Here is a 19,444-nt window from a genome sequence, read left to right as displayed (position 1 = left end):
GAGGTGGCGATCAGCTTGCCGACAAGAATTTCCTCCATCTGATCTCGAGTGTAGACCGTCAAGCGCTTCCAGCGTCGGATCGATTCAGCCACTTCTTCTGGAGCATGGCCTGTTTCAATCCGAACTAAAATCGCATTGACGTAGGGGTTGGTACTTTGCGAGGCAATAACCGTATCAAGTAAACCAGGCATTCCAGGCTGGTTAAAAGCTGGATTTTCAGCTGTGCGTCGGCGCTGTTCTCGGATGGCGTCATTGTCTTTTAAAAACTGGGCTTCTTGGGCATCTTTAAGCGGGATAAACACCATCGGATCACCATTAGAAGAAACCATCCTCCTGGTCAGGCCGACCACGGTGTATTGGTTACGACGGATCTGGATATGTTCACCAAGTTTAAATCCCGAGGCGATATCAGCAACGGCCTCGTAATGGCTCCGAGTGATCTGACGTCCTGCTACAAGATAGGGTGGCCAGCCCGGCGTTCCTGCTTCTCCAGGTGTGACGCCGGTAACCATGACGCGCACATCTCTTTCTTCTTTGCTTTTGCGCACCTGCATAGTGAGATAGGTGATGTTCGCTGTCTGTTTCACTCCCGGCATGCCTCGTATCTCGCGCCAGATGTCGTCGTAGATGCTTGATGATTCAGCATAAGGACCAAGCGTGTCTTTCTGTACTACCCAGAGATCAGCACCGCTGTTGTCGAGCAGCACCTTAGCGTCATCCACCATGCCACGATAGATGCCGGCCATGGATAATGTAACGCCAATCAGGAGTCCAAGTCCCATGGCGGTAAAGACGAACTTTCCCCAAGAGTGCATGATATCTCGCCCTGCCAAACTGATCATTGCGTTACCCCCGGGATATGATCAACGATGCGAATTCGGCGGCGTTCGTTCAATGCGTTTTCGCTATAGATCACTACCTGGTCACCAATCTTGAGCCCTTCTTGTACCTGTACGAGGCCCTCCAAATCAGCGATTCCTAGTGAAACTGGAGTAAAACGAAGGTCACCATTTATGACTTGCCACACGCCTAATTTGCCATCAATATGATGAATGGCGGCGTTAGGGACAACTGGAGTTTCCGCAAGCGTTGGTAATGTAATCGTGACTTCGGCCAGTTCGCCGATTGGCGGCATAGGATCGGGAATGTGGTCGAATACAACTTTGGCCAATACTTCCTCAGTTACCACATCTGCCAATGGCTCGACTCGCAGAACACGCCCTGTTTGCAGTTCACCTGCCTGGGAACGCAATGTGATCTGGGCTGATAAACCGGCGGCAAGACCTCGCGCACGAATTTGATCGAAGCGGACGTTGACCCACAGTGAGTACGGGTCGATCAATTCCACGACAGCTTGACCAGCAACTACGGTGGTTCCTGGATCGGCATTACGTGAAATAATCAATCCGTCAACTGGTGCAATCAGAGACAAATTACTGCGCTGCGCCTCTAGTGCCTCCCGCTCGGCACGTACACGGGAAAGCTCCTCACGTGCTGCAGTTAGCGCTGTTTCCGCAACCAACAGCTCTTGTCGTTTAGTGTCTGCTATCTCCTCACTGGCGAAACCCGCTTTAAGTAACTGCTCGTAACGTAAAGCCTGTGTTTTGGCATAATCCTTACGTACCTGCGTTTCACTTAAGAGAGCCGTTGCTCGCTTCAGGGTGGCATTTTGAGCCTTAATACGCTCATCAAGATCCACCGGATCCATTTCGCCAAGCGCTTGTCCCGCCTTGACATGTTCACCTACGTGTACATCCAAACGTTCGACCCGGCCCGCGAACGTTGGGCCAATCTTGTAGGTGTAACGAGCCTCAATGGTTCCAATACCGAATAGAGCAGGAGAGAGGCTCTTATTCTCGACTGTGGCCAACACAATTGATACTGGAGCAAGTGGCCCCGAACGCAAGGCCACATAGACAAAAAGCGCAAATAGAGGCACAAGTACAGCTATCAGTGCCAGTGTGCGTATTTGGAAAGGCAATTTTTTCATAGTGTATTCCTAATGCCTCGCTGGTAGATGCCAAAAACTTTTGGTGCATTGCGGCGCATATGGCTCACATCTCCAGCTATTAACGATTGCATGACCAACCCTTGAATAGAGCCTACGAAAAGTGTAGCTGCAGCTTCGCTATCAAGCTTTCCGTCAAGCTCTCCACAGTTTTTACCTTGTTCAAAGAAATGATTGAGGCGCTCTTTATAACGCATGGTAAGCGTTTGTGCCATCTGCTTGGGAACGGTTTCTTCAGAACGTTGCAATTCACAAAATAGCATACGTGGAATACCAGGATGCTCTGTTATAAAGTCCACATGTGCCATAAACATGCTTTCAAGAGCGGCGAGAGGAGAGGCTTTTGCGTGTACCGCCTTGTCGATGCGAGACATTAATCGCTCGGCTACCCATTCCATAACTGCTCGTAAGATGGCATCCTTGTTGGGGAAATAACGAAAAAGTGCACCTTGAGTCAATCCCATGTGTTTGGCTATGGCGGCTGTGGTAATTTCGCTCGGATTTTGTTCGCCAGCCAACTCGATCACCGCTTCTACCGTCATCACCCGTCGTTTCTCTCCCGAAAGATATTTGCTTGATGAGCTCATGTAAACCTCCATAAAAAAGTAATTAATTACTATTTTTTATCATGAAGGGGGGATTTGTCAAGCGTTTTTTAAACCTATTGTTGCTGGAGGGTGGCCTTCTTTGCGATCTGCTCCGCACCTTTTTCAGCACATTTCCATTTCTTTCAGTCAGCGGCATAGCATTTTGAGCACGGTGTATAGCCTTTTGCTTTTGCTTCCCAAAGTAAAACTTTCGATTTTTGTGAGATCGAACCGTTCTTGGCTTCAAGAGTTGGTGTCGATATGTGGACTTTCAGTCGAGCTTTATGGCAATATTATTAGGTTTATTGTGGTGTTGCGCGATTATTTTTTGATTCAGCTTTCTCAAATCCCCTCGTCTCACCGGATAGAGCTTTGTTGTTGATTAAGGTCGTGCGATAATCTTCGCAATAGCGTTTTTTTGTTAGGCGTCTTTTGCAAACGAGGGGTGGGGCAATATGGATTCTAAAGATAAGGTATGGGCGCATGTTCTAAACTTGGAAGATCTCGACGGTAGATTCCCTACCAGTAGTGCAGAATCCACGCACGTAAGAAGGTTTTCATGATTATTCGGGAGATACACGCCAAGAGCATTCTTTCAGCCTCAAAAATTTACCCTTATGTCATTAACCCCTATGTCGGCTGCCAACATGCCTGTACATACTGCTATGCCCGGTATATGAAAAAGTTCACTGGTCACAAGGAACCATGGGGTACGTTCGTTGACGTGAAGGTCAATGCTGTAGAGTTGCTGCAAAAAGAAATACGCAAGAAAAAGAAGGCGACAGTTTGGATCAGCGGTGTCTGTGACCCATATCAGCCCTTAGAGAAACGGTACGAGCTCACCAGGCAATGCTTGCAGATATTGTTTCGCGAAGATTGGCCCGTGGTGATCCAGACCCGATCTCCTTTGGTTCTTAGAGATATGGATATACTCAAAGAAGCAAAAAACGTGGAAGTAGGGCTTACTATAACAACTGCAAATGACGATATAAGAAAATTGTTTGAGCCTGCCGCGCCATCTATACCAGAGCGAATCAACGCTCTTATTGAATTACATCGGCAGGGAATCCGGACCTATGCAATGATTGCCCCGATTCTTCCAGGTGCGGAAAAACTGATTAATCTGCTGACAGAGGCTGTTGACTACATTTTGGTGGATCGCATGAACTACCACTATGCGGATTTTGTCTACAAAAAATACAGTTTGGAAGAGTATATGACGGAGGAATTTTTCGCTCGGGTAAGCCAGCAAATCAAGTCAGATTGCTTCCGTTTGGGTATTGAGTGCTCGGTAGTTTTCTAAGGAATGCCCGATCATAGTAGTTGCGTGTACTTACTACAGGCACTTTTGCTGTTTGGGTGTTCGCACTCATTTGGTCAGAATTGCATAGGCAATCCGTTCTTTATATATAAAATGTTTTTGTTATTGAAATCTCTTTTTTTTTAAATTATTATTGATATTGATTATCGTTATCTAAGTACTTATAAAAGGAGGTTTTGTTTTGAAGACCATCGAAGAGGCAGTTGCGGTTTATTTTCAAGATCTTAAAAAAGGATGCAATAATCTTATCAGTTGCGACCAGTTGAAAGAGCTTATGAGTAGAGAAGATGTTTATATTCTTGATATTCGGAAGCCAGAGGATTTTGAAAAAGAACATCTGGAAGGCGCTATCAATGTTTTTTGGAGTGAGGTAGGAGATCATCTGGATGAAATTCCGAAAGATAAAAAGGTGGTTGTCTGTTGCTATTCAGGTCAATCTGCAGGGCAAGTCGTGTCTCTTATGAGGTTGTTAGGTTATAATGCGTGCTCTCTAAAGGGTGGTATGCAATGTGATTTGACCTACCTACCTTTAGAAGCACATTGCTGTGACATACAAACAGAGACGTGTTCGTCTTGAGGCATTTAGATATATTTCTCCGTGGGAGAAATGAATAAACACATTGTTCAGCACCTCAATGTTAATCAATAGCTAAGTAATTTGAGAGGAATGGGTTCGACACTTCGGTGCTTAGGCGCTTGGGTACCATCGGGCTCATTCCTTTTTTATTTGTTTATAGCCCATCTTTCTGCCTCGCCGGAAATAACTTGAGGTACAATATATATTAATTTGCATATTTGGTGCGTGTTTACGTCTTTGCCATGTGATTATGCCTTTATCACGTGCTCGTGCCTGTGGCGGCCTGGACAAAAATATGCGTAAGAAGAGGCTGAGAATGTAAAATCCTCAGCTATAATTCAAAGAGAAACCGTGGCTGGTCCCGTTGGGGCGGTGCTGGCGGTTTCTTTAGTACTGTTTGTGGTGGCATATTCGACTGACTCGATTACTCTGGCAGCTTCAGCTACCTTGGCCGCGACGGCTTTGTCAGCAGTTTCAGCCGCATCAGCAGAAGAGACTATTTCAATTACTTCACAGGAGGAAGCCCAATGAAGATTCTCCATACATCAGACTGGCACCTCGGGCGCTCCCTTTACGGGCGCAAACGCTACGACGAGTTTGCCCAATTTCTAGACTGGCTCGGCACAACTATCGAAGCCGAAAATGTCGATGCACTGCTTGTCGCCGGAGATGTTTTTGACACGAGCACCCCCAGCAACCGCGCTCAGGAGCTTTACTACAACTTTCTCTGCACAGTCTCCCGTTCCTGCTGCCGGCACGTTGTCATCATTGCGGGAAACCACGATTCCCCCTCCTTTCTGAATGCCCCCAAAGAGATTCTCAAGGCCCTGAACGTCCACGTTGTGGGTTCCATAACAGATAACCCTGAAGACGAAATTATCGTACTGAGAGATAGGACCCAAAAGCCGGAAGCCATCGTCTGTGCGGTTCCGTACCTTCGGGATAAAGATATTCGCGTTGTCGAGGCTGGCGAAACAATTAAAGACAAGAATGACAAGCTCATCGAAGGCGTTGCAAATCACTATGAAGTCGTCTGCCACATCGCAGAGCAAAAGCGCGCCGAACTCAAGGAGAGTAGCGACATAGACATTCCTATCATCGCTATGGGGCACCTTTTTACGGTCGGGGGCGCAACGGTGGACGGAGACGGTGTCAGAGAGTTATACGTCGGTTCTCTGGCTCATGTGGCGGCCGACCGCTTCCCTCCATCCATCGACTATTTTGCGCTGGGACATCTCCACGTCCCTCAGCGTGTGGGAAATACTGATCACCTCCGTTACTGTGGCTCTCCCATCCCTATGGGCTACGGTGAGGCCCGTCAAAATAAAAGGGTGATTATTGTTGACTTCAACAGCACGATGCCAGACGTTCGGGACATTCAGGTTCCGTGCTTTCAGCCTTTGGAACGCATCGTGGGTTCCCTTGATGAAATAGAGTCGAGAATTGAGGAACTTAAGGGACAGGGCAGCTTTGCGTGGCTTGAGATCGACTATACGGGCACGAGCATCGTGGGGAATCTGCGGGAGGTCATGGAAGAGGCCATCTTGGGCAGTTCCATGGAAATTAGGCGAATAAAAAACAGGCAGGTTATGGAAAATGCCACTCTGGCTCTTGAGGAAAACGAGACCCTCGACGATCTGACAGTGAACGACATTTTTGAACGCTGCCTCGACGATCACGATGTTCCTCAGGAAGAGCGGGAAGAGCTTGTCACAGCGTACAACGAAATAGTCAGGTCTCTTTATGAAGACGACGTTAATGCGGAATAAGAGGGCTGGACATGAAAATTCTTGAACTCCGATTTAAAAACCTGAACTCTCTCTACGGAGAGTGGCGAATCGATTTTACAGATCCAGCGTATATGACGCACGGCATCTTTGCGATCACGGGGCCGACGGGCGCCGGCAAATCCACCATCCTTGACGCAATCTGCCTGGCTTTGTACGGGGCAACTCCTCGACTCGGGCGGATCACAAAGAGCGGCAACGAAATCATGTCTCGTCAGACGGCGGAGTGCTTTGCAGAGGTTGTTTTCGAATCTCAGGCAGGGCGTTTTCGTTGTTTCTGGGAGCAGCATCGCGCCCACGGTAAGATTGATGGAAACCTCGTCGATGCACATCATGAGATCAGCGAAGTGAAAGACGATGGGCCAGGCACAGTTATCGAGTCGAAAAAAAGCCTGGTTCCGGGCGTTATTGTAGATAAAATTGGAATGGATTTCGACCGTTTCACCAGGTCGATTCTCCTTGCGCAGGGCAGCTTCGATACCTTCCTGAAGGCCAACCCGGAGCAGAAGTCAGAAATACTTGAACAGATAACTGGCACCGAGATTTATTCTGAAATTTCACGACGTGTCCAGAAGCGTCATAGTAGCGAAAAAGATGCGTTAGGCCTGCTGGAAGCCGAGGCTTCTGGCATTGAACTTCTCACTCCCGAGCGGGAATGCGAGATTGGGCACGAGATAGCCGAAAAACGAGAAGAAGAGACCACCCTCGCCGCTCAACGGGAGGAGACGGAGCGCGCCCTTTTGTGGCTGAAGGATATAGAAACACTTCATGGAGAGATCGCTTCTCTCGCTGAGGAATCCGCAAAGCTCGCATCCGAAATGGAAGAGTTCCAACCGGAGCGAGAGCGCCTTGACCATGCCCAGAAAGCGGCCGAACTTGACGGCGAATATGCCAGACTGGCAGAGGTTCGGAAGGTTCAGAGCGATGATAGCGCCTCGTTGGAAAAGCTGGAAGAGGAGCTTCCCGGGCTTGAGGGTTCCTTTAAAGAGTGTGAAGAGAGCTTGAAAAAAGCAGAGCAGCAGACCCAAAAGGCCAAAGAAGAGCTGAACCAAGAGGTTCCTCTTATTAAAAATGTGCGTTTGCTCGACCAAAATCTCGCCCTGAAAGGGGAAGACGTGGAATCGTGCGCCAAGAAGTGTACGGGGATTGCCGAGGCGATTGAGGCAAAGGAGAAGGAGAGGGGCGTAAAGGAAGCGGAACACAGTAGAGCCGGCGAAAAGTTGAAAGGTGTTCATGAATACCTTGAGACCCACTCCGAAGATGAGTGGCTGGTAAGCGGTTTGACGGGAATAGAAGAGCAGTTGACCTATCTTCTTGACAGAAAGAAGGCCGTGACCCAGAAAGAGGCGGAGGTACGACAAGTTCAGGCAGACCGTGTCACCTGTTGCGAAAGGCTGGCGGAGTGTGTCAGAAAGAATGACGTTCTCAAAAAGCAGGTTGAAGAGACTGTCAAGGCTCACGAAGAGACGCAAAAAGAGCTTGAAACTCTCTTGGCAGGGCGGTTACTTCGAGAATATCGCGCCGAAAAAGAAGCCCTGCTGCGTGAAATGAACCTCCTCAAAAAGATAGCGCAACTTGAAGATTACAGAGCCCAACTTGAGGACGGCAAACCGTGCCCACTCTGTGGAGCTATGGCCCATCCCTATGCTGAGGGGAATATTCCTCTCCCCGATGGAACGCAGAAAAGGATCAATGAGCTGACGGGGCTTATAGAAGCGGCAGAAGCTTTGGGCGAGGACGTAAAAGAGCGTGAAGCAGCTGAGCGGGAGTCCACGAGCAAACTAAAAGAGTTGGAAAGCGATGTTCGGCTCGTTACACAAGAGAAGGAAAGGGCAGAAAAAGATCTCTCAGACTTGAATGAGACGCTACAAAAGATGAGAGACGACTATGAGCGCTTAAAGGTAACTATATCAGAGAAACTGCACCCCCTCGGCGTCGATCTCACATCAGAGACAGACATCTCTTCATTGCGTGGGGCGTTGCACGAACGGCTTGAAGCATTGCAGACCCATGTCGATGAGAAGGAAAAAGTAGAAAGAGAGCTCTTTCAGCTTGAAAAGACGTTGGGTAAGCTTGATGGTGAAATTGAGACGCAGAAGATGGATTTGGCAGAGAAAAAGCAGGCCTTACAGTCGGCTCAAGATGGATATACGAGCGCAATGGCTGAGCGCCAGAATCTCTACGGAGATAAAGACCCCGACAAAGAAGAAGAGCGTATGAGCCAACAGATTGCCAAGGCTGAGGAGGCTGAGAGAGAGGCACGAAATTGGCTTAACCTAGCGCAACAGAGGCTGACCGCAACGAAGGCAAGCATAGAGTCGCTCAGTACGAAGATTGGGGAGAGAGCGTCGCTGCTTGACGAGCTCGAATCGGCGTTTCATATCTCTTTGCATGCGGGTGGATTCTGCGACGAGGCGCGGTTTCTGCAGGCTCGCCTTACATCTTCGGAACGGGCGGCGCTGGCAAACAGGGCAAGGAGCCTCGACAACCGGCAGACGGAACTCAAGGCCAAAGAGGAAGACCGCAAAGAGCGTTTGGCGGCTGAAATTGCCAAAAAGGTGACAGATGAGGGGCGTGAAGAGCTTGAGCCCCAATTTAGGGAGTGGGAAGAAAAACTGAGGCTTCTTCGTGACGTTATTGCGGGGTTGAAGCAGCAGCTTGCCTTGAACAGCCAGGCCAAAGAGCGCATGAAAGAGAAGCAGGGGGCTATTGAAGAGCAGAAAAAAAAGTGCAATCGGTGGGCTAAACTGCATAGCCTGATAGGGTCGTCAGATGGCAAAAAGTATCGGAATTTTGCGCAGGGGCAGACCTTCAAATTGATGGTGTCTCATGCCAATCGGCAGCTTGCCAAAATGACAGATCGCTACCTTTTGATACAAAATGAGGAACAACCGCTGGAGCTTGATGTTATCGACAACTACCAGGCGGGGGAGGTCAGATCGACGAAAAACCTCTCTGGTGGAGAAACCTTTATTGTGAGCCTTAACCTGGCCCTTGGACTCTCGAAGATGGCGAGTCAGAAGGTGAGGGTCGATTCTCTCTTTCTGGACGAAGGGTTTGGAACGTTAGATGAAGATGCCTTGGAAACCGCTCTCGAAACCTTAGCTGGCTTGCAGCAGGAAGGAAAGCTGATCGGCGTGATTTCACATGTATCCGCGCTGCGAGAGAGGATCAGCACGCAGATTGAGGTGGAGCCGGTGTCGGGTGGGAAGAGCAGACTGACGGGCCCGGGATGTTGCGAGGGCGCGTAGGGCTGCTATAAAGGCTATGGAAGAGGCCGAAGTGGCTAAAGCGGCCGGAGCCGGAGCGGCTTTTTAGTAGATAATGCAGGCGTTACCGGTCTGCTTGAAGTTAAAAAACAAAAGAGAAGGAGTGGATCTCGATAAGGGGCTGTTCCTTCTTTTTTAGTTTTTGCTGCTCATGAAATGGCTTCTACGAGCCACAAAACTTTTTGCTAATCGTATATAAGCCACAAATTCCCTTGCTGCTCATAAAAAGAAATATACGAACTGCAAAGTATCGCTTTTATTCAGGGAAACCATTCTGCTCAAAATATAAGCGCAGAAAAATTCCCGTACCTCTTCGCCCTTACCTGCGAAATAATTTTCTAAATGTCGCTTGCCTCGAAAACTTCAAAGAGAAGTTTCCTTTTCAGGCTTCCCCATGCTTTAAATTTTTGTACTGAAATCCCCAAAGAGAAAACTTCCTTTCATGGTTACTTTTCCCACTCAAAACTCCAAAAACTTTTCACTTTTTGTTTTTTCAATGCCACGAGCACACTTATACATATAGAGAGACTCTATTTTTTAAAAATATTGGCGAGTTTGAGTTTGAGCGTCGGGAATTTTTTGAGCAGCATGTCGAGCCACAGTTCGGGCAGATATAGGCCCGAGCTTCAGATCCAACATCAAATTGAATCACAGGCCGAATGTAGATTCGAATTGCTTAAACCGCCTGAACTGCTTGAACGCCGGAAATATTTCAAGCTCACGGAGAGTTTCTCGTGGCTGCATTGTCTCAGTTACGTGGCAATTCATTAGAAAGAGGGGAAGTTTTGTGGCAGACCAGACACTTCTAAACGACACTCGTGATTTTTGGTGGACGTGTGTAGACCGGTGCATCATTCGTGATAAAGACCTTTCTCCTATCGACAAAACCGTTTACGCCGTTCTTTGCAGCTTTGCGTCTACGTATGAGAGAAAATGTTTTCCTAAAGTGGCAACAATTGCCGCATATGCGAGGTGTTCCGTGCGCTCCACTCAAGAGAGCTTAAAACGACTGCAATCGAAAAAATATTTGAGGAGAACTCCTCGATACAAAAATAAGCGTCAGCTCTCTTCGGAATATACACTCATTGGCCACCGAGCGAGAAATGCATCTCCTACAAGGGCGCATGACGTACACCAGGGGGGTGCGCCAAAGGCAGTGGCGGAACTAGAATCACTTGAACTAGATACTTCTCTTTCAGAGAAGAGAGAAAAATTCTCTCCAGAAGCGCGTCCTTCAGGTGGCTTGTACGGAACATCAAACGCAAAATCCCAACCAACCGCTTCCACGCAATATATTCCTAAAGCGACAGTGGAACTGGAAGAAGTTCCTCAAGTAATGCGTGCAACGGTGGAGTATTTCCTACTCAAAACGGGAAGGAAGGAAATTACCCCACAAGAACTTTCCGCACTCAAAGCCCTCGAGAAAATTCATGTACCCGCACGTGTGAACCATGAGATCGCAAGGGCGGTGGCACGATATGAAAAGCTGAACCGTCCGCTCCACAGCCTGACTCTTGAATACATTTACGAAAGCTTGAAATATCAAACATCGAGGCGAAAGGGCGAGTCTGAAACTCAAGAGGTTTCCACATCTGAAGATCCATATGAAAAGCAACGATCGGCCGACTTGAAAGAGTGGGAGGCCAGGCGGCAGGAGGCCTTGATTGAAAAATACGGAGGTGAGTTGCCATGACAAAACGAGTTCTCTCGTATGTGCGGCGACTTTTCAAAAATCCATCTATAACGAAATCGGATTTATATGGCTCCATGGGAGATTTCAGACAGGCTGAAGAGCAGCAACTGTTCTGTGCCAAATGTCCGGGAATCACATTGTGTAAATATAAGGGGCTCCGATGGTCGATTTCAGTGAAAAAAATCTTTAGACGGCAGATTATTGTAGCTGAGGTGGGGAATTGTGTGAATCGCCAGAGGGAAAAACGACAGCGGGAAACGGAACAACTCATTCGGGCGAGCAAGATCCCAGAGGCCATGAAACGCTGCACTTTCGGTACGTTCATAACGGCCGGAGACCCCATGATCAGGACGGCGAAGGGGTTGGCAATGGCGAGTGTGGAAGACGGCGCCTCCTTAATTCTGGGTGGAGGAACTGGCGTGGGGAAGACCCATCTTGCCATCGCTATGGTGCAAAAAACGGTCAGTCGAGGGAAGGCGGCTCTATTCGTTCCGGTGGTAGATTTGCTCGACGAAATTCGGTCAGGCTACAATGAAGGAACCGCAGACGCGATTCAACAGGTGGTGAAGGATGCGGATTGCGTGGCTCTCGACGATTTGGGGGCGCAGCGGTCTACAAGCTGGGTAAGCGAGAGGCTTTTTTCTGTTATCGACGCGCGATACAGGTCGGGGAAACAGACGATCATTACCACGAATGCGTGCTCTATGTCGCAGCTTGAGAAGATGTTGGGGGAAAGAGGCGCGCGGATTGTTTCACGGTTGGCGGAGATGGCGCAGCCTCTGTTTATCAAGGCCCGGGATTTCAGAACACGCAAAAATGTGCAGCAGCGCCTTCCTGTTGGGAAGTAGCGGTATGGTTTGTTTTAAATCATGCAATGGTGGGGGCGGGGTGTGAAAATGGCGTTTCAGCTTTAATATCTATACCGAGTTCTTGCGCAATTGCAACTTGAAGCATCAAACTATAATTTTTTATTCCCGCTTCTTTGGCGGCACGATCCATCCATGCAGGTATTGTAAGCGTCTTTTTTACGCTGTACTCTTTTACAGATGCGCGAATGAGTGGCATCCAAACATCAACAAGTACGCAGATTGTTCCTTTTTTCTGTGGCAAATTTTTAATAGATGACGGAGCGGGAATTGATTCGCCATCGACTTCCATGCCGTAGATATGTAGCCCCAACGCCTCTTTTGCGCATTTGATAGCATCTGTTTCGTCTTTACTTACCGTAACGCACCCAGGCAAATCGGGGGATGTTACTCCCACTTGATTTTCTTCATAGTGAAAAGTGCTGAGTAAATATAGCGGTCTGCCATTGTCTTATTCCTCCTCTGGGGCAGGAATCATTACTTGAGTCGTATTCCTGCTTGTTTCTCAATACTTTTTAGTAAGGCTCCTGAAATATCTTTCTCTGGATGTTTTACCGTAACGTTCCCTTTTTTGTGAGGGTGTTTTAATTGGACAGGATCTCCAATGGAAGCAACCTTCTCCCATCCTTTTGCTTTCAGTATGGCAATGTTTTCTCTTGATGATATCGTACGACCCAATCCACAGCCACCTTTTTGGTACTCTTATTGCAATGCATCAACACGTATTGTCAATACATATTAATACTTTACAATACATTTTGATACTTTTTAATACGTACCAAAATGAGGCATGATTTGCTATATTCCTACCTTTGAGAGGACTATAGTTCTGACATAATGTAAATTTAATTTGAGCTAGAGTTAGGGAACGTGACCATATTTTGAACTTAATAGAGGGTTAAAACTCGTCTCCTTCACAACTTATAGCTATTTTTTGTATAAAATCTGGCTTCATAACGTCAAGCATGTCTTTATGCTTATCAAATGTTTCTTTCAATGTAGAATAAGGAATAAATTTGCATATTTTGGGGAGCGGCTTCTTCAATTTTGCAAAAGTAGGCCTCATGATTTCCCCGAAAACCTTATCTTGCCTTTCATCTGGCGCGACCAGAAAAAGCTTTATATTGATATTAGGTTGCATGCATATAAGATCCGACATTCTCAGCAAGCCGGAATATATGGACGTCGTGTGTTCCACCTCAAAAGTGGCCTCAATAGAATCTCCTTGAAGCCAGAGAACATCAATCAGCTGAATTGTTCTATTGGTGGCATCATCAAACTGATTCGGCAACTCGGTTCGCATACCTTTTATATCCTTAAAGAGTTTCCCGTCGAACTCCTTGTTTTTGTCATTTCGCGCTACCCATACATCTAAACCAAGCCTAGAGCCAATCTCAAGAAGCAACCATTGAATTTGTTCATGGGTAACATTGTTTCCATCAGTTTTTTGAATAGACTTCAACTCGGGCGAATGAGTCTCTTCATTGTTTTCGGTTTCCGGTATCGTTACAATTCCGTTCTTCGTTTCATACGTTTTAGGTGCTCTAAAATACTTCTTTTTATCAAAATCTATCGGTACAGGATTATTCTTTGCCTTGATAATTTCTTTAATAATCAATTCACCATCGTGCGGATGAAATTTTTGTGGTGAACCTCTAAGGAACCCACCCCAAGCGCTTGATGACGTCAGTTTTTCGTAATCGAGATGTTCTATTAAGTTACGTGGAACAGCTGTCTCGGGAGTAAGTTTATGAACAACTTTGACATTGAATCGGACGGGGAATGGTTGATTTTCCCATATCGGTTTATCGTCAATAAAAGCCTCTGATGTCACTTCTAAAACCCCAATAAATCTCTGAACGCCAGTTATGTAGCAAATAAAGTAATCTCCAGGTTTGACCCTTTTACATGTTGTTTTACGTGTTTCCCTGAAGCCGGAAACGTTACCACCGGCCTTAAGAAACTCTTCCCAAGTCTTTCCAATAAATAAATTTAACCAATACGATCTCCCCATATAGATAGATCGCCATCCTTAAAATAAGTTGCTTATATTTTTGTTGTTTCTCTTCAATTCGATGTCAAAGATTAAAGGGTACACAATACTTAAAAACAAATCACATCTATCCAGTTAAAATATTAAATTAATTGATATAAATAAGCAAGGAAACTCTGGGTAAAATGAAAACGCAACGCTCTTTTATTGCTTCTTCAGAAGTTAGGGCGGTACATTATGGCAGATTGGTTGCAAGTTGGTCTTTTATGCCTTTTTAAAATTAACTTGACATTCCTGTCCGCCATGTAATAATAGAGTCAAATTTTCATATAAAATGCAGTTTTTAAAAATGTTTTTATTATTATTTTGTTAAAAAGAAAACAGTCGTTTATGAGTCAATATAATCATTGTTTTTATGAGTGTTGAACTTAGTGCCCACGATTGTATGCTAAGCTTGTTATTGGGTTTCTTATTGTTTTAATCGGAGGGGAATTGTGAATGGAAGAGATGGAAATACTCATAGGGAAACGCATAAGAGAGCAACGAAAAAGTCACAAAATGACCTTACAAGATTTAGCTGATAAAGTTGGCATATCAAAAGCAATGCTCTCCAAGATCGAACTAGGCAAAGTAAGCACCCCAATTTCAACTTACTCGAGAATTGCTAAAAATTTAGAGATGTCTTTAGCTGCCCTCATTAGCGAAACTAGCTCTGGTTTCCTTCTTATTCGCAAAGATGATAAAAAGCCCATCTCATCGAGAAAGACAAGTAAGGGATATCGCTATGAAATGCTTGGTGATGCTTGGCATAATAAAATGTGGAGCGCATACTTAATTACTTATTCAGCTGGAACAGCCGAAGAAAACCCGAACTTCATACATAACTCTGATGAGTTTATATATGTTTTAGAGGGGCAAATGCATTTTTATTATGAAAGCAATACATTTATCCTTTCTTCTGGAGATTGTATTTTCTTTGATGGGAACAAATCTCATGGAGGAAAGGCTTATGGTGGGAAACAATGTAAAGCTCTTCTTATTTTGACACCAACAAGTTAACCAATAAGTCGTAGAAGAAAAATCTTCTACGACTTATTGGTTAATATATTTAGACGATTTTCTGTAGAAGTTTGCTAAACTGCATATAGTGTATCTATTTCTTTATAACTGTACGAGCGATGACATAGCGATCAAGAACATCTTCTAGCAAACTGATACCAAGGCCAGGAGATGCTGGGGCATAAACTCTGCCGTCTCGAATTAAATCGCTAAAGGTAGTAATATCTGCCTCTAAACGTAGCGGTGAGAAATAAGCATGACCATACGTATATATATTTTCAGTGGCAAGAGCCATATTTAGAGAAGCTGCTTGTGTTATTCCTTCTTCTAACATAGAATTAAATAAAATGTTGATTCCATTATTTCTTGCTAGTTCAATAATTCTCATTGACTCTTTTATTCCACCATTCTTACAAACTTTAACACTAAAAACATCAGCAGCGTTAAGACGAATTATATTCTGAGCACACTCAAAAGAAGTGAGACTTTCATCAACGGAAACAGGGACATCGCAACACCTACGTAACTCTGCCATTCCTTCTATATCTTCCCCAAGTAATGGTTGTTCAAATAGAACTGGATTTGCCTCTTGGGCAATAGAAATAAACTTTTTAGCAGAAGCAAGATCCCACCCTTGATTCGCATCAAGAATCAAGGGGTAGTCTGGCCCTACAACTTCTCGGACAGCAAGAACACACTGAGCATCTTGAACAGGATTACGACCAACTTTAATCATTAAGGAATGGTAGCCCTTAGTTTTTGTTTTCATAGCAGCATTAGCAGCTTCTTCGCATGTTTCTCCTCCAATGCCTCCCATAATAGGTAAAGACTCATATAAATTCCCCCCCAGCAAATGATAAACAGGCATCCCTGCCTCTTTGCCAAGAATATCGTAACAAGCTATATCAATAGCTGCTTTAGCCATATGATTTTCACGCATAACAAAATTCATGATTTTGTGTAACTTAAGGATATTCGTTGATTCTTCTCCAAGAATTGCAGGTGCGATATTATGTTTTAGAACAGCAGCGACGGTCTCCGGTGTTTCAGATGTAAAGCCAGCCCATGCATCCGTTTCTCCGTAACCAACGGTGCCGTTATCAGTATAAATTTTTACAATTGTAGGGTGTGTAAACTCCACCACGCCATATTTTCTTGACAGTTTATATGGATCTTTTAATGGAATTTTTGTTTCAATAATTTCGATTGAATTTATCCTCATTATTATCATCCTTTCAACAATTATGGTGGTGAAGGATCTTTTTTAATTATTTTTTAGCGAATTAACCCTGCAAGACGAGGCAAATAAAGAGAGAGAGGTTCCCAATATGTTGTGGCCAAAATAACTGGGACATAACAACATCCTATAAATATCATTATAGGTTTCATCATTTTGTTAACAGCAACCTTTCCTGTTTTAGCCCCCATATATAGAATGCCAGCCATAGGAGGAGTTAACATTCCTACTCCTAAATTAACTCCGATAATAGCTGCAAAATGTATGGGATGAATGCCAAGCTTTAAAATAACAGGGTAAAGCAACGGTGTTACCAAAAGTATCCCACTCAGTGCATCCACAATCATCCCAACAAAAAGAAGAAACACGTTAATGAGAAGCAAAAGGACATATTTGTTATCAGAAAGGCTCAATAAGATAGTGGAAACTGCATGTGGAACTTGCTCCATCGTGTATATTCTGCTTAAAATTGCTGCAAAGAACGTCATAAGCATCATCGTACCAGTAGCAGTAACAGAGGAACGAAGAGATAATAATATTTTCCCAAACGAAAGCTCGCGATATATAAAAAGGCTTAACAAAATTGAATAAATAACAGCAACAGCAGCTGCTTCGGTTGGAGTCATGACCCCCCCATAGATCCCTCCTAAAATAAGTACTGGAAGCAACAAAGCTCCGAGGGCAGTTTTCGTTTTTTCTCCAATGAGAGCAATCTTTTCTCTAAAAGAAACATTCGGGAGCGTTCTGACAGAAGGCATTTTTTTAACAAGATAGACGTTAACGAAACTTAAAAGCGCTGTTAAAATTAACCCTGGTATCACTGTTGATAGGAAACAAGCTGCAACGGATTGACTGGTTACAAATGCATACATGATCATAGTGATACTGGGAGGAATCAATGTGCTTAGAACAGAGGAAGCAGAGATTAGGGCTGCCGAATAACCTCTGGGATATCCATGTCGTTCCATTTCAGGAATCATTATGGTACCAATAGCGATTACCGAAGATGCAGCTGCCCCAGAAATCGCACCGAAAACAGCAGATGTTACACATGCCACTATACCTAGCCCACCTGGAATTCGACCTGCAAAAGCATTAGCAAAATCGAGTAAACGGCGAGCAATGCTACCCTCCGTTACGATGTAACCAAGGGCAATAAAAAAAGGCATGCTAAGAAGGGTTACCGAATTTAGGCTAGTAAAACCTATAGGTAAAAGAAAAGAAGGATCCATTCCTTTTGCAATTTCTAAAAAAATTATAGAGACTAAAAAACCAAACGGTATTGGCACGCCAGAGAAAATCATGAACGCAAATATAACTAAAGAACAAACAATTATCCAATCCATGAGTCAATCTCCTCTCTAGCGACGAGTAAATTTTCAGGTACATGACGATCCATAAAAGCAGCTTTAAACCATTGAAAGGACTCTATGAAAAAATAGAAACTCATTAATGCTAATCCGACAAAAATACTCAATTGGAAAAAAAACACAGGATAGGTACTTCCTAAAAAAGTGGCTCTCGATTGCTCATTCATTACCCAACCCCACTTAACATATTTATAAGCCCATGACAGGGAATAAAAAGCTGCTAAAGCGGAAATTAGGCTTGTAATTGCATGTGATTTGGCGTAGTTAAGTTTATTTTTAAAAATAAGTTGAGAAAGATCTGCCGAAATATGACTTCTTTCATAGGCACCGTATGAGCCACCAATAAAGTAAAGCCAAAAAGCAACATAAGCTGCTAATTCTTCTATACCTATTAAAGGAGTTTCGAAAAAGTAACGCATAATAACTTCAATAAAAACTGCTATCGTCGAAAAACATATTGATAGAAGCATCACAACTCTTTGGGCTCGTAGCATAAAATGCCAAAAAGACAAAAAGACTTTTTTCATGCTAACTTCTCCCTTCAATAAGGAGACCCCGAGAATATCCTAATCGCGAGATCTCCTTAAATATACTGATTTATTTTGTAATCCCAAGCCCAGAAAGCGCTTTATCCATTACTTCTTTACCCACAACATTTTCCATAATTGGCCATGTATTTTTACGTACTTTTGTAGCAATTTTCTTAAGTTGTTCATCGGTAGGGATAATAACTTTTATACCAGCCTCACTCATTTTTCCCATATAAGATTTGTCTTCAGCTTCTGCAATTGCAAAACTTGTATCGGCGTATTTTTGAGCGACTTCTTTAACTATTTTCTGAAGGTCAGGAGAAAGAGCTTCCCAAGCTTTTTTATTCATATAGACAAATGAGTGTTGGAAGTGAGTATTATACTGAACCCAAGTTTTAGTTATATCAAGGAAAGAAGCATAAGTATTATATGGTTGACCACCAATTTGAGAATCGATAAGCTTAGTCTGAAGAGCTATATAAATTTCTCCCCAGGGCACAGAGGCAGGTATGAATCCTAATTGTTGTGCAAGAGATTCGAAAGCCTGATTTCCAGCAGGGACACGCATTTTATAGCCATGTTTATTAGCATCAGGATCAACAAGATCAAAATCAGGGGTATCAGCAAAACCAGCGCCACCAAATCCCTCTGCTACAACAGCAAGAGCCTTAAATCCTACTTTTTCCATTTCTTCAGACAGAATATTAAAAAGGAAAGGATCTGCGCCAGTAAAAGCTTTTCGAGCTTCATTCCAGTTCATGACACTGTAGGGAAGAACACGGATCTGAAGTGCTTTATTATATACTGGAGAGACAGGAAGAATGCCAATTTGTATAGAACCACGCATCATTTGTTCTGACATTTCCATCCAATCTCCCAGCTGCCCTGCTGGGAAAAGAGTAAATTTTATTTGACCATTGCTTCTTTCTTCTATTTCTTTAATCATATCTTTTGAAAGGTTGTCTACCATGGAATCAACTGGCAAATAGTGTACCCACTTCCAATTAACCGCGGCTAAAGACATAGTAGAGAATAGTACTAAAAAACAAACAACCAGAACCAAAAGCGATAAACGTTTCTTCATACCAATCATCTCCCTATCTTTTCTAAATTTATATTCCTAATTGGACGACTAGAAGGCCCTATA

Annotated in this window: 18 protein-coding genes; 8 read left to right on the top strand and 10 right to left on the bottom strand. The window is 44.5% G+C overall.

All coding sequences use genetic code 11. From position 1 onward, the window contains the following. The 3 genes from B4J50_RS02740 to B4J50_RS02730 all read right to left on the bottom strand — a co-directional run. The coding region (locus B4J50_RS02740) for an ABC transporter permease (protein ID WP_286953902.1) at positions 1-842 on the bottom strand (842 nt) is incomplete at its 3' end. After that, the gene (locus B4J50_RS02735) at positions 839-1,990 is read right to left on the bottom strand and encodes an efflux RND transporter periplasmic adaptor subunit (protein WP_024821924.1); all 1,152 of its coding nucleotides are present in this window, start codon (positions 1,988-1,990) and stop codon (positions 839-841) included. The genes B4J50_RS02740 and B4J50_RS02735, both read right to left, overlap by 4 nt. Then, positions 1,987-2,595 carry a TetR/AcrR family transcriptional regulator gene (locus tag B4J50_RS02730; RefSeq protein WP_024821925.1) on the bottom strand — a complete coding sequence of 203 codons (609 nt, stop codon included), beginning with the start codon at positions 2,593-2,595 and terminating at the stop codon, positions 1,987-1,989. The genes B4J50_RS02735 and B4J50_RS02730 overlap by 4 nt, the downstream gene beginning before the upstream one ends. A gap of 559 nt (positions 2,596-3,154) precedes the next feature. On the opposite strand from B4J50_RS02730, the gene B4J50_RS02725 reads away from it, so the two are divergent. From B4J50_RS02725 to B4J50_RS02695, 7 genes are all read left to right on the top strand, one after another. Continuing rightward, entirely contained in the window at positions 3,155-3,898 is a 744-nt protein-coding gene (locus tag B4J50_RS02725; RefSeq protein ID WP_286953899.1) for an SPL family radical SAM protein, read from the top strand. 199 nt (positions 3,899-4,097) lie between these two features. Continuing rightward, positions 4,098-4,493: a rhodanese-like domain-containing protein gene (locus B4J50_RS02720; RefSeq protein WP_024821928.1), complete on the top strand. Its 396-nt coding sequence runs from the start codon at positions 4,098-4,100 to the stop codon at positions 4,491-4,493. A gap of 351 nt (positions 4,494-4,844) precedes the next feature. Next, positions 4,845-5,024 carry a hypothetical protein gene (locus B4J50_RS02715; protein ID WP_024821929.1) on the top strand — a complete coding sequence of 60 codons (180 nt, stop codon included), beginning with the start codon at positions 4,845-4,847 and terminating at the stop codon, positions 5,022-5,024. Beyond that, positions 5,021-6,262 (top strand): exonuclease SbcCD subunit D C-terminal domain-containing protein, encoded by a 1,242-nt coding sequence (locus tag B4J50_RS02710; protein WP_024821930.1) that lies wholly within the window; start codon positions 5,021-5,023, stop codon positions 6,260-6,262. Before B4J50_RS02715 ends, B4J50_RS02710 begins: the two co-directional genes overlap by 4 nt. A gap of 11 nt (positions 6,263-6,273) precedes the next feature. After that, entirely contained in the window at positions 6,274-9,531 is a 3,258-nt protein-coding gene (locus B4J50_RS02705; RefSeq protein WP_286953896.1) for an AAA family ATPase, read from the top strand. Between the two features lie 805 nt (positions 9,532-10,336). Next, positions 10,337-11,242, top strand: a complete 906-nt coding sequence (locus tag B4J50_RS02700; protein WP_286846938.1) for a helix-turn-helix domain-containing protein — start codon at positions 10,337-10,339, stop codon at positions 11,240-11,242. Continuing rightward, the gene (locus tag B4J50_RS02695) at positions 11,239-12,090 is read left to right on the top strand and encodes an ATP-binding protein (protein WP_286846935.1); all 852 of its coding nucleotides are present in this window, start codon (positions 11,239-11,241) and stop codon (positions 12,088-12,090) included. Before B4J50_RS02700 ends, B4J50_RS02695 begins: the two co-directional genes overlap by 4 nt. Before the next feature lie 19 nt (positions 12,091-12,109). Here B4J50_RS02695 and B4J50_RS02690 read toward each other — a convergent pair whose 3' ends face one another. From B4J50_RS02690 to B4J50_RS02680, 3 genes are all read right to left on the bottom strand, one after another. Further along, positions 12,110-12,484 (bottom strand): type II toxin-antitoxin system HicB family antitoxin, encoded by a 375-nt coding sequence (locus B4J50_RS02690; protein ID WP_286934742.1) that lies wholly within the window; start codon positions 12,482-12,484, stop codon positions 12,110-12,112. 101 nt (positions 12,485-12,585) lie between these two features. Then, positions 12,586-12,786 carry a type II toxin-antitoxin system HicA family toxin gene (locus tag B4J50_RS02685; protein ID WP_211235516.1) on the bottom strand — a complete coding sequence of 67 codons (201 nt, stop codon included), beginning with the start codon at positions 12,784-12,786 and terminating at the stop codon, positions 12,586-12,588. Positions 12,787-13,006: 220 nt separating this feature from the next. Beyond that, positions 13,007-14,122, bottom strand: a complete 1,116-nt coding sequence (locus B4J50_RS02680; RefSeq protein WP_286846930.1) for an EVE domain-containing protein — start codon at positions 14,120-14,122, stop codon at positions 13,007-13,009. Positions 14,123-14,599: 477 nt separating this feature from the next. On the opposite strand from B4J50_RS02680, the gene B4J50_RS02675 reads away from it, so the two are divergent. Beyond that, positions 14,600-15,160 carry a helix-turn-helix domain-containing protein gene (locus B4J50_RS02675; protein ID WP_286846929.1) on the top strand — a complete coding sequence of 187 codons (561 nt, stop codon included), beginning with the start codon at positions 14,600-14,602 and terminating at the stop codon, positions 15,158-15,160. A gap of 94 nt (positions 15,161-15,254) precedes the next feature. Here B4J50_RS02675 and B4J50_RS02670 read toward each other — a convergent pair whose 3' ends face one another. The 4 genes from B4J50_RS02670 to dctP all read right to left on the bottom strand — a co-directional run bounded on the left by B4J50_RS02670 (position 15,255) and on the right by dctP (position 19,390). Continuing rightward, positions 15,255-16,382 (bottom strand): mandelate racemase/muconate lactonizing enzyme family protein, encoded by a 1,128-nt coding sequence (locus tag B4J50_RS02670; RefSeq protein ID WP_286846926.1) that lies wholly within the window; start codon positions 16,380-16,382, stop codon positions 15,255-15,257. Positions 16,383-16,435: 53 nt separating this feature from the next. Beyond that, positions 16,436-17,743 (bottom strand): TRAP transporter large permease, encoded by a 1,308-nt coding sequence (locus B4J50_RS02665; RefSeq protein WP_286846924.1) that lies wholly within the window; start codon positions 17,741-17,743, stop codon positions 16,436-16,438. Beyond that, positions 17,731-18,294 (bottom strand): TRAP transporter small permease, encoded by a 564-nt coding sequence (locus B4J50_RS02660; protein ID WP_286846921.1) that lies wholly within the window; start codon positions 18,292-18,294, stop codon positions 17,731-17,733. The genes B4J50_RS02665 and B4J50_RS02660 overlap by 13 nt, the downstream gene beginning before the upstream one ends. Positions 18,295-18,364: 70 nt before the next feature. Beyond that, complete coding sequence (dctP, locus tag B4J50_RS02655; RefSeq protein ID WP_286934741.1) at positions 18,365-19,390, bottom strand: TRAP transporter substrate-binding protein DctP; 1,026 nt, start codon at positions 19,388-19,390, stop codon at positions 18,365-18,367. Between the last annotated feature and the right edge of the window lie 54 nt (positions 19,391-19,444).

It is taken from the genome of Aminobacterium sp. UBA4908 (assembly GCF_002398115.1).
Lineage (GTDB): Bacteria > Synergistota > Synergistia > Synergistales > Aminobacteriaceae > Aminobacterium > Aminobacterium mobile.
This window is presented reverse-complemented; position numbering and strand designations above follow the sequence as displayed.

What these genes read in the sequence shown, in the direction of transcription:
- B4J50_RS02725 (WP_286953899.1), top strand. Translation starts at nt 3,155, where the DNA reads ATGATTATTCGGGAGATACACGCCAAGAGCATTCTTTCAGCCTCAAAA.
- B4J50_RS02705 (WP_286953896.1), top strand. Translation starts at nt 6,274, where the DNA reads ATGAAAATTCTTGAACTCCGATTTAAAAACCTGAACTCTCTCTACGGA.
- B4J50_RS02660 (WP_286846921.1), bottom strand. Translation starts at nt 18,294, where the DNA reads ATGAAAAAAGTCTTTTTGTCTTTTTGGCATTTTATGCTACGAGCCCAA.
- B4J50_RS02680 (WP_286846930.1), bottom strand. Translation starts at nt 14,122, where the DNA reads ATGGGGAGATCGTATTGGTTAAATTTATTTATTGGAAAGACTTGGGAA.
- B4J50_RS02665 (WP_286846924.1), bottom strand. Translation starts at nt 17,743, where the DNA reads ATGGATTGGATAATTGTTTGTTCTTTAGTTATATTTGCGTTCATGATT.
- B4J50_RS02675 (WP_286846929.1), top strand. Translation starts at nt 14,600, where the DNA reads ATGGAAGAGATGGAAATACTCATAGGGAAACGCATAAGAGAGCAACGA.
- B4J50_RS02670 (WP_286846926.1), bottom strand. Translation starts at nt 16,382, where the DNA reads ATGAGGATAAATTCAATCGAAATTATTGAAACAAAAATTCCATTAAAA.
- B4J50_RS02695 (WP_286846935.1), top strand. Translation starts at nt 11,239, where the DNA reads ATGACAAAACGAGTTCTCTCGTATGTGCGGCGACTTTTCAAAAATCCA.
- dctP (WP_286934741.1), bottom strand. Translation starts at nt 19,390, where the DNA reads ATGATTGGTATGAAGAAACGTTTATCGCTTTTGGTTCTGGTTGTTTGT.
- B4J50_RS02730 (WP_024821925.1), bottom strand. Translation starts at nt 2,595, where the DNA reads ATGAGCTCATCAAGCAAATATCTTTCGGGAGAGAAACGACGGGTGATG.
- B4J50_RS02735 (WP_024821924.1), bottom strand. Translation starts at nt 1,990, where the DNA reads ATGAAAAAATTGCCTTTCCAAATACGCACACTGGCACTGATAGCTGTA.
- B4J50_RS02710 (WP_024821930.1), top strand. Translation starts at nt 5,021, where the DNA reads ATGAAGATTCTCCATACATCAGACTGGCACCTCGGGCGCTCCCTTTAC.